The sequence below is a fragment of the Pseudomonas sp. P4_C1 genome, assembly GCF_056402155.1.
This window is the reverse complement of sequence record NZ_JBFUHY010000097.1, coordinates 17588-32033: the sequence shown is the minus strand read 5'-3', so window position 1 is coordinate 32033 and position 14446 is coordinate 17588. Positions and strand designations below refer to the sequence as shown.

Below are 14446 nucleotides of genomic sequence, written 5' to 3'. Positions count from 1 at the left end.
CCCATTATCCCTTTCTCAAACCGATGCTTCGGCAAATGATTCCCGAGGACATCAGCCTCATCGACACCGGCGCCGCCGTCGCGCGCCAGCTTCAGCGGCTGCTGGCCGAAGGCGAGCTGCTCGCCGATGGGCCAGCCCGTGAGGCGCAGTTCTGGACCAGTGCCGATCCGCTTCATTTCAGAAATATCTTGCCGATACTGTGGAATACGGCTGGCATTGTGCGAAGCTTCAACAGGTAAGAAAGTCCCGGGGAATCAAACGAAAAATTGGGGTGAGCTTCTGATAAATCGCCGATTTCCATAGCTTTTCAGGGCGAGCAACAAAAAAACCATACGAAATTGTTCGGAAAAGGAAGTTTCTAATGAAGCGACTATTCTGCTTGGCCGCGATTGCGGCCGCACTAATGGGGCACACTTTTACCGCTCAGGCGGCAGGTGTGGAGTTCGCGGTTGGTGAGACCAGCGATTCGACCATGACGTATCGACTGGGCATGCAGTTCGATTGGGACCAGAGTTGGTGGCAGAGTGACGTCGGTCGCGTGACCGGTTACTGGAGCGGCGCCTACACCTACTGGGAAGGCGACAAGACCTCCAGCACCAACAGCCTGTCGTTCTCCCCGGTATTCGTTTACGAATTTTCCGGCCAGAACGTCAAACCGTACGTTGAAGCGGGCATTGGCGTAGCGGTGTTCTCCAATACCCGACTCGAAGACAACAACATCGGCAGTGCTTTCCAGTTTGAAGACCGGTTCGGTTTTGGCCTGCGCTTCAATGGCGGCCACGAAGTCGGGATCCGCGCGACGCACTATTCCAACGCCGGGCTCGCCAGTTCCAACGACGGTGTGGAAAGCTATTCGCTGCATTACACGTTGCCGTTGTAATTGCATCCCCCTGTAGGAGCGAGCCTGCTCGCGATGACGGTGTGTCAGTTGCCAGCTTGGTTGGCTGATAATCCGCAATCGCGAGCAGGCTCGCTCCTACAGTAGCTGTGTTGTTTTTCAGTTCAGCGATACGCCGTCGAAATCCCCTGGCGTTCGTCGATGCACTCCGGCGCACCCATCTCGAACTCCCGGCAGATCAGCGGGCGTTTTTCGTAGATGGTGCACATCATCGTGTTGCGATCCAGTGCGGCACACCAGCCGTCGTCCAGGCGCAGCATGACTTCCCCGCCCCAATCATCGGTATCGATGAACCGTTCAGGCACACCCGTATCGGTGATCAGCATGACTTCGAGCTGGCAGCAGCAGGCTGCGCAGGTCGAGCAGGTGACTGCGGGTTCCGCGATTTGCGTATGGGGGATGGTTATCATGGCGCGCAGTGTAAGGCAGTCGCCGGGTGCTGTGTGAAAGGTCGGACGGACGCTCAAGTATCGGAACGTCCGCGATACCGCTGCCGATGATGGCGCTTTTCACGGTTGATCCTTGCTCGGTGGCTGGCTGCGCACCATGGGTTTGCCGATCTCGAGTTTCACTTGGTCCGGCCGTCTGGAGAGCGGCCAGAGGGCGGCCATGAACGCTGCCGGGAAAGCGATCTCCAGCGGACGGTCCTTGAATTTTTCGAAGATGTGCCGTGCGGCTTTCTCCACCGGCCAGCTCAAGGGCATGGAAAACTCGTTTTCCTCCTTCAGCGGCGTTCCGACAAACCCAGGGTTGATCACCGTGAGTTCTATGCCTTCGGGGGCCAGGTCGATGCGCAGGGATTCTAACAGGTAACGCAGCCCGACCTTTGAGGTGCCATAGGCTTCTGCCTTGGGCAGCGGCAGGTAAGTCACCGTACTGGCCATGGCGACTATATGCGGTGCGGTGCCGGCCCGCAGCAAAGGCAGGGCGGCGTCGATGCAATAACTGCTGGCCAACAGGTTGGTACGCACCACGTGCTCGACAATCGACGCATCGAACTGCTTGGCATCCACGTACTCGCAGGTGCCGGCGTTGAGTATCACGGTGTCCAGCGAGCCCCAGTCCTCGGCAATCCGCTCGCCGATCTCGCGGACGGTCTGGCTGTTGGTCAGGTCTCCGGCGACCACCAGCACCTGTCCCGGATAACGTAGCGACAAGACTTTGAGCGGTCCCAGCGTGCGAGAACTCACGGCCAGGTACGCACCGGTTTTCAGGATTTCTTCGGCCAGGGCGGCACCGATGCCGCTGCTGGCACCCGTCAGCCAGTATCGTCGTGCGAGTGTCCGACTCATCCCAATCTCCTTTTCAGTTGGGTAATTGCCCGGCCCAATACGGGTAAGTGTTCATAATGCAAAGCCCCGGCATCGAAGTGATCCCGGTGGCGGTAATTCATGACCCAGCGGCGGCGTATTGCCGCGAGGGCAGGTTTTTGAACGCCGTCAACGCGCGCGCACGGGAAGTACTCAAGTCGACGATTGGTGAGGGGTAATCCACAACACCGAAAAGACCGCCGAGATTGGAAGGGTTGTGCACGTCTTTTTTATTCAACCCGGCCAGTTGCGGCAGCCATTGCTTGATGAACACGCCCTCGGGGTCGAATTTTTCCGACTGGCTCAGCGGGTTGAAAATCCGGAAGTAGGGCGCCGAGTCGGTGCCGGTGGAGGAACTCCACTGCCAGCCGCCATTGTTCGCCGCCAGGTCGCCATCAATCAGGTGACGCATGAAAAAGCGTTCGCCTTCACGCCAGTCGATCAGCAGGTTTTTGGTCAAAAACATCGCCACCACCATGCGCAGGCGGTTGTGCATCCAGCCGGTAGACAGCAATTGGCGCATGGCGGCGTCGATGATCGGCAAGCCGGTTCGCGCCTGTTGCCAGGCGGCGAGTTCTTCAGGGGCGTTGCGCCAGGCCAGCGCTTCGGTTTCCGGACGAAACGCGCGGTGTCGGCCAACCCGTGGGTAGCCCACCAGGATGTGTTTGTAGAACTCGCGCCACAGCAGTTCGTTGATCCAGGTGACGGCGCCGGTCTTGCCGCTTTCGAACTCACCCTGATTGCTGTTCAAGGCGGCGTGCAGGCATTGGCGAGGAGAGATCACCCCGGCGGCGAGATAGGCCGAGAGCTGACTGGTACCGGGCTTCGCCGGGAAATCCCGTTCGCTTTGATAGTGCTCGATCTGCATATCGCTAAAGCTGTCGAGGCGATGCCGGGCTTCGGTTTCGCCCGCCGGCCACAGGTTGCGCAGGTTCTCATCGGGCGTTGCGAAGCCGTCGACACTCACGGGGACCGCATCGCTGGCAATGTTCAGCGGCGCTTGTTTGTGCGGTGCGCGGACCAGGCTGGGCAGTGAGTGGTGCAGTCGTTCGTAGCAGACTTTGCGGAACTGGCTGAAGACCTGAAAGTAAGTGCCGGTCCGGGTCAGTACGCTCCCTGGCTTGAACAGCAATTGATCGAGGTAGCGATGAACTTCGATGCCTTCGGCCTTTAGCGTCTGGGTGACGGCTGCATCGCGACGGGATTCGTGGATGCCGTACTCTTCGTTGAGGTACACAGCGTCGATCTGCAACTGTCGGCACAGGTTCAGCAATACGCTGGGGGTGTCATCCCAGCGAGGTGCCCGGCGGACCAGCAGGGGAATGTTCAGTTGACCCAGTTCGCGGCTCAACTCGCGCAGGTTACGCAGCCAGAAGTCCACTTTGCAGGGCGCATCGTCGTGCTCCAGCCATTGTTCCGGGCTCAGCAGAAACACCGCCACGCACGGGCCGCTAGCCGCGGCAGCCGAGAGGGCGGTGTTGTCATGCAGGCGCAAGTCGCTGCGCAGCCAGATCAATTGCATGTGGGTGTCCACTCGATCCATTTAAATCAGCCCGCGCTGAACGAGTGCCTGATGTGCCGACAGCGGGTCTTCGGCCAGGTACAAGTCAGCGATCTCGGCAGTACTTGCGGACAACTCGGTGTGGTGGATGCATACCGTTGGTCCGGCAATCATTTTTGGGCAACTGATGCCTTTGAAAAGTTTCGGCAGCTGCGCCAGATTCAGGGCTTTGCTTGAGTACAGCAGAACCCCACGGGGTTGCAGAAGTTCGACCGCCAATGTCAGTTCGCCGACAGGCAGCGGCCAGTCGAAGACCTCCACCGGGCAATCCGCGCTGCTGATCAGCCAGGCCGTTAGCCAAAGGTGTGGCTCCATGGGCAGGTCCGAGTGGTTGACCAGCAGTAGCGGCGCAGTGCGCAACTGACGATTGTTGTGGTAGATGCGCGCACCGAACTTGCTGCGCAGCCAGGCACAAAAAAAGCCCCGCTCCATCTGCGCCCCGAACTGGCCTTGCCAGTGTTGCTCCAGAGCAGCCAGCAAGGGCATCAGCAATTGCTCGCACAGGGTTCGCGGCGGATACAGCGCCATCGCCTGATTGACGCTGTCATCCAGGGTACGTTCCTGCAATCGGCTGACCGCCTGCAGCAACGTTTGCAGCAACGCGTACCAATCGTTATCGACGGAAACACTGAAGGCTTGCGGTGTGTCGAGCAATGGCTTGACCTGGCTGACGGCAACGCCACGGTTGAGCCAGGTGAGGATGGTCTGGATGCGTTGTACGTGGTCGGCCGAGAACAACCGATGGCCCTTGGGYGTGCGCAGCGGCACGATCAGACCGTAGCGCCGTTCCCAGGCGCGCAAGGTCACGGCATTGACCCCGGTTTGCCGCGCCACTTCACGGATCGGCAGCCAGCCTTCGTCCAGTGCCTTTTGAAAGTCATCGCCGAGGTCTTCGCGGGCGCTGGTGTCGAGTGCTTTTTTCATCAGATGGCGTTTCGCAGGCTGAGGTTTTCCGGGTGCGGTTGCAGGTAAACCTGCTGTGCGATGTACGGATCGGGGTGTTGGCGAAAGTGATGTTTGAGCAGCGTCAGCGGCACCACCAGCGGCACGATGCCCAGGCGGTACTGGTTGATCACGTGCTGCACTTCCTGCTTGTCTTCGCCGCTGATGGCCTGTTTCAGGTAGCCACTGAGGTGTTGCAGGACGTTGGTGTGAGTGCGGCGGGTGGCGCATTTTTTCAGCGCAACCATCAGTTCGCTGAAATAGCGTGGGCCGAGTTCCTGCGGATCGGTATGGCTCATGTTGCCCAGTAGGCGGCCCAGGGTTTTGTATTGCACCGGGTTGTGGGCCATCAGCAGGTACTTGTAGCGCGAGTGAAAGTCCGTGAGACCGCGACGGGTCAAGCCTTCCTGGCACAACTGCTGCCAGGCGCCATAGGCGAACATGCGGGTGAGGAAGTTTTCCCGCAGCGCCGGATCGTTGAGCCGGCCGTCTTCCTCCACCGGCAAGTCCGGGTGCAGCAGGCAGGCGCTGATGGCGATTTTCGGTTTGGCGGGGGCGTGGGGCATCGGAGCACCTCGAATCTGAACCTGTACAAACATTCGAGTCTGTACAAGATAACTTCATCATAGATTCGAAGTTGTACAAGTCAAATTTTATGTACAGGTTTTCTGACGACTGCTGCCAAGGCGACAGCAGCGATTTGCTCGGATTGATGCTCTTTACTGCAGGTGTTCATGCAAGCGGCGGGCGGCTTCCTGACCGCTGAGCCAGGCCCCTTCGACGCGTCCGGAAAGGCACCAGTCGCCACAGGCGTACAGCCCCAGGTCGGCATCGGCCAGGGTGCCCCATTCGTGACTGCTGGCGGGGCGGGCGTAAAGCCAGCGGTGGGCGAGGCTGAAGGTCGGTGCGGGCATGGAATCGTGCAGCAGTTCGGCGAAGGCGCCATGCAGTTGTTCGATCACGGCTTCCTTGGACAGATCAATGTGCTGGCGACTCCAGGCGCTGGTGGCGTGCAGCACCCAGGTGTCGAGGGTGTTGTCGCGTCCGGGTTTGCTGCGGTTGCGGGCCAGCCAGTCGAGTGGGCTGTCCTGGACGAAGCAGCCTTCCATGGGCGTTTCCAGCGGCGTTTCGAAGGCCAGGGCGATGGCCCAGGTCGGGTCCATTTTCACCCCGGCGGCGGCACCCGCGAGTTTCGGCGTTGTTGCCAGCAGAGCCGTGGCCTGTGGGGCCGGCGTGGCGATGACCACGTGGCTGAACGGTCCGTGGGTGAAACCCTCGGCGTCCTGTAGGTGCCAGTGCTCTTCACCGCGATAGACCTCGGTGATACGGCAGGCGAAATGCACTTCAAGGTCACCGAGCAGGGCGCGGGTGATGGCACTCATATGCGGCGTGCCGACCCAGCGGGTCTGCTCGTCCGGCGACAGGTTAAGCTGGCCGCCATGATAGGTGTACAGCTGCGGCGTCCATTCAGCGACCCAACCCTTGGCTTGCCAGCGCTGGACTTCGGTGACAAAGCGCCGGTCACGGGCGGTGAAATACTGCGCGCCCATGTCCAGCGCTCCCGCATCGCTGCGCTTGCTCGACATGCGCCCGCCACTGCCGCGGCTTTTATCGAATAATTGAACCACATGCCCGAGGTCAGTCAGAGCCTGGGCGGCGGAGAGTCCGGCGATGCCGGTGCCAATGATTGCGATAGGTACAGTCATAGGGGCCTCGTTTACCTTTCTGTACAGACTACGCCGGGGTTCAAACCTGTACAATATTGTTTATTGGTATAACTTTTAGCGTTCTTGTTCTGACAGCTTGGCCTATTGTTAAACATAGAGCCTGCTCGATACCAAAGATCCCTGCTTATAAAAATAGACTAATGGACAGGGTAAAACGCCACGCGAGGAAGAAGTCATGCACATATTGCTGACCGGCGGTACTGGTTTGATAGGACGTCAACTTTGCCGGCACTGGTCGGCTCAGGGATATCGCCTGACAGTCTGGAGTCGTCAGCCTGGAAAAGTCGCGAAAATATGTGGTGCCCAAGTGCGTGGAATTGCCCGGTTGGGGGATCTGGGGCAGGAGCCGGTGGATGCGATCGTCAATCTGGCCGGAGCGCCGATTGCCGACCGACTCTGGACGCACAAGCGTAAAGCCTTGTTGTGGAGCAGCCGCATCACCCTCACCGAAACCTTGCTGGCGTGGCTCGAAAGTCGCGAGCATAAACCCCGGGTCTTGATTTCCGGTTCGGCTGTCGGCTGGTATGGCGACGGCGGCGAGCGTGAACTGACCGAGGATTCGGGGCCGGTCAGTGAAGACTTCGCCAGCCAGTTATGCATCGCCTGGGAGGAGACTGCACAGCGGGCCGAAGCGATGGGCATTCGCGTCATTCACATCCGTACCGGGTTGGTGCTGTCGGCGGAGGGCGGCTTTTTGTCGCGGCTGTTACTGCCGTTCAAACTGGGTCTGGGAGGGCCGATCGGCAACGGCCGGCAGTGGATGCCGTGGATTCATATCGACGATCAAATCGCCCTCATTGATTTTCTTCTGCATCGCAACGAGGCCAGCGGTCCCTATAATGCGTGCGCGCCCAAACCGGTGCGCAACCGCGAGTTTGCCAAGGCGTTGGGCGACGTGCTGCATCGCCCGGCGTTCATGCCGATGCCGGCCTTCGCATTGAGGGTTGGGTTGGGCGAGTTGTCCTTGCTGTTGCTGGGCGGCCAGCGCGCCACCCCGGTGCGATTGTTACAGGCTGGTTTCACTTTTCAGTTCACGGAATTGCGCGCGGCTCTGGACGATCTGTCCGGTCGCCTTTGAAATAGGACGTTGCATGACCGATCACGCGTTGCTTCTGGTCAACCTGGGTTCACCTGCCTCCACCTCGGTGGCGGATGTGCGCAGCTACCTCAATCAATTTCTGATGGACCCGTACGTGATCGACCTGCCATGGCCGGTTCGACGCTTGCTGGTATCGCTGATCCTGATCAAGCGTCCCGAGCAGTCGGCTCATGCTTATGCCTCGATCTGGTGGGACGAGGGCTCGCCGCTGGTGGTACTCAGTCGTCGTCTGCAACAAGCCATGACTGACCAGTGGCACCACGGCCCGGTCGAACTGGCCATGCGTTACGGCGAGCCTTCGATCGAATCGACACTGGTTCGCATGGTTGCCGCGGGGCACAAGCGAATCACGCTGGCGCCGCTATATCCACAGTTCGCTGACAGCACCACCACCACGGTCATCGCGGAAGCCAAACGCGTGGTGTGCGAGAAAAACCTCGACGTACAGCTGTCGGTGCTGCAACCGTTCTACGACCAACCGGAATACCTCGATGCGCTGGTGGCCACGACCAGGTCCTACCTGGAGCAGGATTTCGATCATTTGCTGATGAGCTTTCACGGCTTGCCGGAACGGCATCTGAAGAAGCTCAACCCCGGTCACAGCTTCGAGGGTGGCGGTGATTGCTGCGCCGGGGCGCCGCCGGAGGTGGTCGCCACCTGTTATCGCGGCCAATGCCTGCGCACGGCGGCAGAGGTCGCCAAGCGTTTGGGGCTGCCGGAGGGCAAGTGGTCGGTGTCGTTCCAGTCGCGTCTGGGGCGGGCCAAATGGATCGAACCCTACACCGAAGCGCGTCTCGATGAGTTGGCCAAAAGCGGCGTGAAAAAGATTCTGGTGATGTGCCCGGCGTTCGTTGCCGATTGCATCGAGACACTGGAGGAGATTGGTGATCGCGGCAAGGAGCAATTCCGCGCTGCAGGGGGAGAGGAGTTGGTGCTGGTGCCGTGCCTAAACGATGATCCGCACTGGGCGCGGGCGTTGAGTGCGTTGTGCGAAAGGGCACCGTTGGCGCTTTAAAGCATCGCGAGCAGGCTCGCTCCCACATTTTGATTTGTGTTGTTCACAAATCTCCTGTGGGAGCGAGCCTGCTCGCGAAAGCTATTTCATTAACAACAAAGCTCTTGAAGCATTACAGCAGCGGCTCATGCGCTTTCTTGTGCTTCCAGCTGTCATTTCCCGGCAGGATCAGGTTCAAGCCAATCGCCACCACTGCGCACAGCGCGATGCCCTTGAGGCCGAAATCGTCCGGCCCGGTGCCGGTGCCGATCAGCACGCCGCCGATCCCGAACACCAGGGTCACCGAAACAATCACCAGATTGCGCGCCTCGGCCAGATCGATCTTGTGGCGGATCAGTGTGTTCATCCCCACCGCCGCAATCGAACCGAACAACAGGCAGAGAATCCCGCCCATCACCGGTACCGGAATGCTTTGCAACAGTGCACCGAACTTGCCGATGAACGCCAGGCTGATGGCGAAGATCGCCGCCCAGGTCATGATTTTCGGGTTGTAGTTCTTGGTCAGCATGACTGCGCCGGTCACTTCGGCGTAGGTGGTGTTGGGCGGGCCGCCGAACAGACCTGCCGCCGTGGTGGCAATGCCGTCGCCGAGCAGGGTACGGTGCAGGCCAGGCTTCTTCAGGTAATCGCGACCGGTCACGCTGCCCACGGCAATCACGCCGCCGATGTGTTCGATGGCCGGGGCGAGGGCCACCGGAACGATGAACAGAATCGCCTGCCAGTTGAATTCCGGCGCGGTGAAGTTCGGGATGGCGAACCATGGTGCCGCTGCAATCTTCGCGGTATCGACCACGCCGAAATAGAACGCCATGGCAAAACCGACCAGCACGCCAGAGATGATCGGCACCAGGCGGAAGATGCCCTTGCCGAAAACCGCGACGATCAGCGTAGTCAGCAGTGCGGGCATCGAGATCATCATCGCCGTCTGGTAATGAATCAATTCACTGCCGTCGCCGGCCTTGCCCATGGCCATGTTGGCGGCAATCGGCGCCATGGCCAGGCCAATCGAGATGATCACCGGTCCGATCACTACCGGCGGTAGCAGGCGGTCGATGAAACCGGTGCCTTTGATCTTCACCGCGAGGCCGAGGAAGGTATAGACGAAACCCGCCGCCATCACACCGCCCATGGTCGCGGCGAGGCCGAATTGGCCCTTGGCGAGAATGATCGGGGTGATGAAGGCAAAGCTCGATGCCAGGAACACCGGCACCTGACGCCCGGTGACGATCTGGAACAGGATCGTCCCCAGGCCGGCCGTGAACAGCGCCACGTTCGGGTCAAGGCCGGTGATCAGCGGCATCAACACCAGGGCGCCGAAGGCCACGAACAGCATCTGTGCGCCGGACAGCACCGTGCGCCAGAGCGGATCGTTGAACTCTTGCTGCATGCTCACGCGTCCTTCTGCTTGGTGCCGAAGATCTTGTCACCGGCATCGCCAAGCCCTGGGATGATGTAGCCGTGTTCGTTCAGTTTTTGATCAATGGAAGCGGTGTAGATGATCACGTCCGGGTGAGCTTTCTCTACGGCGGCGATGCCTTCTGGCGCGGCGACCAGCACCATGGCGCGGATGTCCTTGCAGCCGGCTTTTTTCAGCAGGTCGATGGTGGCAACCATCGAGCCGCCGGTGGCGAGCATCGGGTCGATGATCATGGCCAGGCGTTCGTCGATTTCCGGTACCAGTTTTTCCAGATAGGTGTGGGCTTCGAGGGTTTCCTCGTTACGGGCCACGCCGACGGCGCTGACTTTGGCGCCCGGGATCAGGCTGAGTACGCCTTCGAGCATGCCGATGCCGGCACGCAGGATTGGCACCACGGTGATTTTCTTGCCGGCGATTTTTTCGACCGATACGGTGCCGCACCAGCCTTCGATATCGTAGGATTCCAGCGGCAGGTCTTTGGTGGCTTCATAGGTCAGCAGGGCGCCGACTTCCTGAGCGAGCTCACGGAAATTCTTCGTGCTGATGTCTGCGCGGCGCATAAGGCCAAGTTTATGGCGGATCAGCGGGTGGCGGATCTCATGAATGGGCATTGGGAAAGGCTCCGGCGGCGGGCAAAAAAACCGGTCTAGATTAATCTATCCGAGGGTGTTGTCCTATAGACATACAGTACGTTAGTCCACAAAGGCTTGATCTGGCCTCGCTTGATGCGTACCTTTGCCCGCTTTTCCGAATCCGTCCCTCCCCTCAAACCCCCTGGAGAGCGCCATGTCCGCTGATCTCGAGCATATCCGTCAAATCATGCGAGAGGCTGACTGCCTGTACACCGAAGCTGAAGTCGAGGCGGCCATCGCCCGCGTCGGTGCACAAATCAACGAACAAATGGCCGACAGCAACCCGGTGGTGTTCTGCGTGATGAACGGCGGGCTGATTTTCTCCGGCAAGCTGCTCACCTACCTGCACTTCCCGCTGGAAGCGTCCTACCTGCACGCCACCCGCTATCGCAACGAAACCAGCGGCGGTGACCTGTTCTGGAAAGCCAAGCCGGAAGTGTCCTTCATCGACCGTGATGTGCTGATCATCGACGACATCCTCGACGAAGGTCACACCCTGGGCGCGATCATCGACTTCTGCAAACACGCTGGCGCACGTAAAGTGCACACCGCCGTGCTGATCGACAAAGACCACGACCGCAAGGCCCGTCCGGACCTCAAGGCCGATTTCGTCGGTCTGCCGTGCATCGATCGCTACATCTTCGGTTACGGTATGGACTACAAAGGCTACTGGCGTAACGCCAACGGGATTTTCGCCGTTAAAGGAATGTAAGACATGGATACGCCTCGCTTTCTGGATCAGACCTTGTTCGCCGAGCTGGCCGGGAAAGCTGCGGCCAATCCTCGGGGGCGTCAGCATCACAACTTCCATCAGATGGAAGACGCATGCCATCGCATGGCGGTGGGGTTGCAGCCGTCCACGTATATCCCGCCTCACCGGCATTTGGGCGACAACAAGGCCGAAACCCTGTTGGTCCTCAAGGGCCGGCTGGGCGTGTTGATCTTCGATGAGACCGGTACGGTGCTGAGCAAGACCGTGCTTCAGGCCGGTGGCGATTGTGTTGGTGTGGACCTGCCAACCGGTGTGTTTCACGGTTTGGTGGTGCTGGAGGCCGACAGCCTGATGTTCGAATGCAAGGCCGGCCCTTACCGTCCGGTCGGTGAAGGTGAGCTGGCGCATTGGGCGCCGCGCGAAGGCGAGCCCGGCGTTGCCGAGTATCAGGCCTGGATGCGCGCGCAGTTCGATTGATCCCTACCCTGTGGGAGCGAGCTTGCTCGCGATGGCTATGTCACTGACACATTAATGCTGGATGTGCCGACGTCATCGTCGGAACGCCGCCCGGAGCAAGCTCGCTCCCACAGTGGTTTCTGTGCACTTGAACCACTTCCTTCAGCCCATGGTAAAGTGCCCGGCCTCGATTCCGGAACCTGTCATGAGCCATTTGATCCGCAGCTGCGCCGCCCTGTTGCTGACCCTCAGCCTGCCCCTGGCCGCCGCGCCGGCGCCCATGCACAGTCAATTCCTGCCGCCGGACGATCTCACGCTGCGCGATGCCGATCCCGAACAGCAGCAACTGATGCAAGTCACCGATTATTCGGTGGTAGTCGGTGCCCAGCGTCAATCCAATCAACAGCCGATTCCGGTCACGTCGCCTTTAATGATTCGTCTCAAGGGCAAATCCCTGAACAAGGGCGCCACCATCAGCCAGGTGCTGGTGAACTTCGATGGTGAAAGCAAAAGCCTGAAGAAGCCGGTCTACGACGACAAGAGCAAAACCCTGACCCTCTATTACCCGCTCGCTCAATACCGCGTGGTGATCGATTTGCTGCGCAACGACACGGTGTATTGCCAGTTTCTCAGCTACGCCAATGGTCATGTCTGGGCCGATCTGCACACCGGCAGCACTCGTCCGCGTTGAGCCCTGTGCCTGCGCAGGGGTAAACTGCCCGCCCCGTGTAATGTCTGCGAGCTGGAGTCGGCAATGCGTAAAGATAAAAAACAAGTGATTGGTGACGAGATCGGCGATGAGCAGATCAAGTTGTTCCTCGATTTCGAACCGGTCGACGCGACTTCTCCGTCCCTGCACAAACTGGTCAAGGCCTATCGTGGCCTGCGCATTGACGATTTCGAGCGTTTCCTGACGTTCTTCGTCGAAGCGGGTTACGAGCTGAATGGCAAGGATGAGCACGGCAATGACTTCGTTGCCCTGATCAAGGATCAGCGCAATGCGCAGGATTACATCGAGCTGATTGAAAAAGCTCGCGGTTAACGATCTTTTAAAGGCATAAAAAAACGCCCCGTTCTCAGTGAGAACGGGGCGTTTTTCATAAGGCCGAATCAAGCGTAGCTTTCGGTCTCGCTGCTGGCTTCAACCAGTTCCAGGGCAACGTTGTTCTGCGTGTTGATCTTGCGATACAGCGCAGCGTCGGTTTCCAGAACCTTTTCCCGGGCCGGGAAGATTTCAGCCAGTTTGGTGGCCCATTCGCCCTTGGCTTTGCCCGGGAAGCATTTTTCGATCAGCTCAAGCATGATCGAAACGGTCACCGAGGCACCTGGCGAAGCGCCGAGCAGTGCCGCCAGGGAACCGTCCTTGGCCGCGACCAGTTCGGTACCGAATTGCAGGATGCCGCCTTTTTTCGGGTCTTTCTTGATGATTTGCACCCGTTGGCCGGCCACTTCCAGGCGCCAGTCTTCGGCTTTCGCTTGCGGGTAGAAGCGACGCAGGGATTCCAGGCGCTGCTCCATCGACTGCATCACTTCGCTGACCAGGTACTTGGTCAGGTCCATGTTGTTTTTTGCCACGGACAGCATCGGACCGATGTTGCCGGCACGAACCGACATCGGCAGGTCCATGAAGGAGCCGTGCTTGAGGAACTTGGTGGTGAAGCCGGCGTATGGTCCGAACAGCAGGGACTTCTTGCCTTCGACCACGCGGGTGTCCAGGTGCGGCACGGACATTGGCGGCGAACCCACGGCAGCCTGGCTGTAGACCTTGGCCTGGTGGTGCTTGACCACTTCCGGGTTGTCGCAACGCAGCCACTGGCCGCTGATCGGGAAGCCGCCGAAGCCTTTGCTCTCTTCGATACCAGAGGCTTGCAGCAGCGGCAGTGCCGCGCCGCCAGCGCCGAGGAAGACGAATTTGGCGTCGACTTCACGGGTGTTGCCGCTGTTGACGTCCTTGATGCTGACGGTCCAGCCACCGTTGCTACGCTTGAGGCCGGTCACGCGCTTGCAGTACTTGACCTGTGCATCGGGTGCGCTGGTCAGGTGCTTGAGCAACTGGTTGGTCAGGGCGCCGAAGTTGACGTCGGTGCCATTGATCACGCGGGTCGCGGCGAGGGTTTCGCCAGGATCGCGGCCAGGCATCATCAGCGGCATCCACTCGGCCATTTTGGCCTTGTCTTCGGTGTATTCCATGTCGGCGAAGGCGTGGTGCTTGCTCAGCACCTTGAAGCGTTCCTTGAGGAAGGACACGCCGCTGTCGCCCTGCACGAAACTCAGGTGTGGCACCGGGCTGATAAACGATTTGCACGAGCCGAACGTGCCTTTTTTGGTCAGGTACGACCAGAACTGCTTCGACACCTCGAACTGGGTGTTGATGTGCACGGCTTTCTTGATGTCGACGGTGCCATCGGCGGCCTGCGGCGTGTAGTTGAGCTCACACAGCCCGGCGTGACCGGTACCGGCGTTGTTCCACGGGTTGGAACTCTCCGCGGCACCGGAATCCATCAGCTCGACGACTTCCAGCTTGATCGCGGGGTCGAGCTCTTTGAGCAGTACTGCAAGGGTGGCACTCATGATGCCGGCCCCAACCAGTACTACGTCGACTGCTTCGTTATGCGCCATTTAACGCGTCTCCAAAATCTGCAGCACCAAATTGTCGGCATGGCTGCCAGGAGTGACG

15 protein-coding genes and 3 pseudogenes are annotated in these 14446 nt (G+C 59.6%); 8 read left to right on the top strand and 10 right to left on the bottom strand.

Annotated features, from left to right (window positions below):
• Both AC1DU9_RS27580 and AC1DU9_RS27575 read left to right on the top strand, forming a co-directional pair.
• A pseudogene (locus AC1DU9_RS27580) lies at positions 1-239 on the top strand (glutamate racemase); the annotation flags it as partial.
• Positions 240-361: 122 nt separating this feature from the next.
• Positions 362-880: an acyloxyacyl hydrolase gene (locus AC1DU9_RS27575; protein ID WP_223461131.1), complete on the top strand. Its 519-nt coding sequence runs from the start codon at positions 362-364 to the stop codon at positions 878-880.
• 122 nt (positions 881-1002) lie between these two features.
• On the opposite strand, the gene AC1DU9_RS27570 is transcribed toward AC1DU9_RS27575, so the two are convergent.
• From AC1DU9_RS27570 to AC1DU9_RS27540, 7 genes and pseudogenes are all read right to left on the bottom strand, one after another.
• Positions 1003-1308: a YkgJ family cysteine cluster protein gene (locus tag AC1DU9_RS27570; protein ID WP_223461133.1), complete on the bottom strand. Its 306-nt coding sequence runs from the start codon at positions 1306-1308 to the stop codon at positions 1003-1005.
• 99 nt (positions 1309-1407) lie between these two features.
• Entirely contained in the window at positions 1408-2190 is a 783-nt protein-coding gene (locus AC1DU9_RS27565) for an SDR family NAD(P)-dependent oxidoreductase (protein WP_223461135.1), read from the bottom strand.
• Positions 2187-2285: pseudogene (locus tag AC1DU9_RS27560) on the bottom strand (nuclear transport factor 2 family protein); the annotation flags it as partial. The gene AC1DU9_RS27565 and the pseudogene AC1DU9_RS27560, both read right to left, overlap by 4 nt.
• 2 nt (positions 2286-2287) lie before the next feature.
• Positions 2288-3730, bottom strand: a complete 1443-nt coding sequence (gene phrB, locus AC1DU9_RS27555; protein ID WP_223461137.1) for a deoxyribodipyrimidine photo-lyase — start codon at positions 3728-3730, stop codon at positions 2288-2290.
• Between the two features lie 21 nt (positions 3731-3751).
• On the bottom strand, positions 3752-4693 hold the full coding sequence (locus AC1DU9_RS27550; RefSeq protein WP_223461139.1) for a MerR family transcriptional regulator: 942 nt from the start codon (positions 4691-4693) through the stop codon (positions 3752-3754).
• Positions 4693-5238: pseudogene (locus tag AC1DU9_RS27545) on the bottom strand (YbgA family protein); the annotation flags it as partial. The pseudogene AC1DU9_RS27545 and the gene AC1DU9_RS27550, both read right to left, overlap by 1 nt.
• Before the next feature lie 192 nt (positions 5239-5430).
• Positions 5431-6417 (bottom strand): NAD(P)/FAD-dependent oxidoreductase, encoded by a 987-nt coding sequence (locus AC1DU9_RS27540; RefSeq protein WP_223461142.1) that lies wholly within the window; start codon positions 6415-6417, stop codon positions 5431-5433.
• A gap of 196 nt (positions 6418-6613) precedes the next feature.
• On the opposite strand from AC1DU9_RS27540, the gene AC1DU9_RS27535 reads away from it, so the two are divergent.
• Together AC1DU9_RS27535 and hemH are read left to right on the top strand one after the other, a co-directional pair.
• Positions 6614-7516 (top strand): TIGR01777 family oxidoreductase, encoded by a 903-nt coding sequence (locus AC1DU9_RS27535; protein ID WP_223461144.1) that lies wholly within the window; start codon positions 6614-6616, stop codon positions 7514-7516.
• Between the two features lie 13 nt (positions 7517-7529).
• On the top strand, positions 7530-8552 hold the full coding sequence (hemH, locus tag AC1DU9_RS27530) for a ferrochelatase (RefSeq protein WP_223461146.1): 1023 nt from the start codon (positions 7530-7532) through the stop codon (positions 8550-8552).
• Between the two features lie 112 nt (positions 8553-8664).
• On the opposite strand, the gene AC1DU9_RS27525 is transcribed toward hemH, so the two are convergent.
• On the bottom strand, positions 8665-9939 hold the full coding sequence (locus AC1DU9_RS27525) for a uracil-xanthine permease family protein (protein ID WP_223461148.1): 1275 nt from the start codon (positions 9937-9939) through the stop codon (positions 8665-8667).
• A gap of 2 nt (positions 9940-9941) precedes the next feature.
• Positions 9942-10580 carry a uracil phosphoribosyltransferase gene (gene upp / locus AC1DU9_RS27520; protein ID WP_108214877.1) on the bottom strand — a complete coding sequence of 213 codons (639 nt, stop codon included), beginning with the start codon at positions 10578-10580 and terminating at the stop codon, positions 9942-9944.
• A 175-nt stretch (positions 10581-10755) separates the two neighbouring features.
• Here upp and AC1DU9_RS27515 point away from each other — a divergent pair, with 175 nt between their 5' ends.
• From AC1DU9_RS27515 to AC1DU9_RS27500, 4 genes are all read left to right on the top strand, one after another.
• Positions 10756-11313 carry a hypoxanthine-guanine phosphoribosyltransferase gene (locus AC1DU9_RS27515; protein WP_150728000.1) on the top strand — a complete coding sequence of 186 codons (558 nt, stop codon included), beginning with the start codon at positions 10756-10758 and terminating at the stop codon, positions 11311-11313.
• 3 nt (positions 11314-11316) lie between these two features.
• Positions 11317-11790 (top strand): WbuC family cupin fold metalloprotein, encoded by a 474-nt coding sequence (locus AC1DU9_RS27510; protein ID WP_007981336.1) that lies wholly within the window; start codon positions 11317-11319, stop codon positions 11788-11790.
• A 184-nt stretch (positions 11791-11974) separates the two neighbouring features.
• Complete coding sequence (locus AC1DU9_RS27505; RefSeq protein WP_223461150.1) at positions 11975-12460, top strand: hypothetical protein; 486 nt, start codon at positions 11975-11977, stop codon at positions 12458-12460.
• A 63-nt stretch (positions 12461-12523) separates the two neighbouring features.
• On the top strand, positions 12524-12811 hold the full coding sequence (locus AC1DU9_RS27500) for a PA4642 family protein (RefSeq protein WP_223461152.1): 288 nt from the start codon (positions 12524-12526) through the stop codon (positions 12809-12811).
• Between the two features lie 68 nt (positions 12812-12879).
• Here AC1DU9_RS27500 and mqo read toward each other — a convergent pair whose 3' ends face one another.
• Positions 12880-14388, bottom strand: a complete 1509-nt coding sequence (mqo, locus tag AC1DU9_RS27495; protein WP_223461154.1) for a malate dehydrogenase (quinone) — start codon at positions 14386-14388, stop codon at positions 12880-12882.
• Positions 14389-14446: the final 58 nt, after the last annotated feature.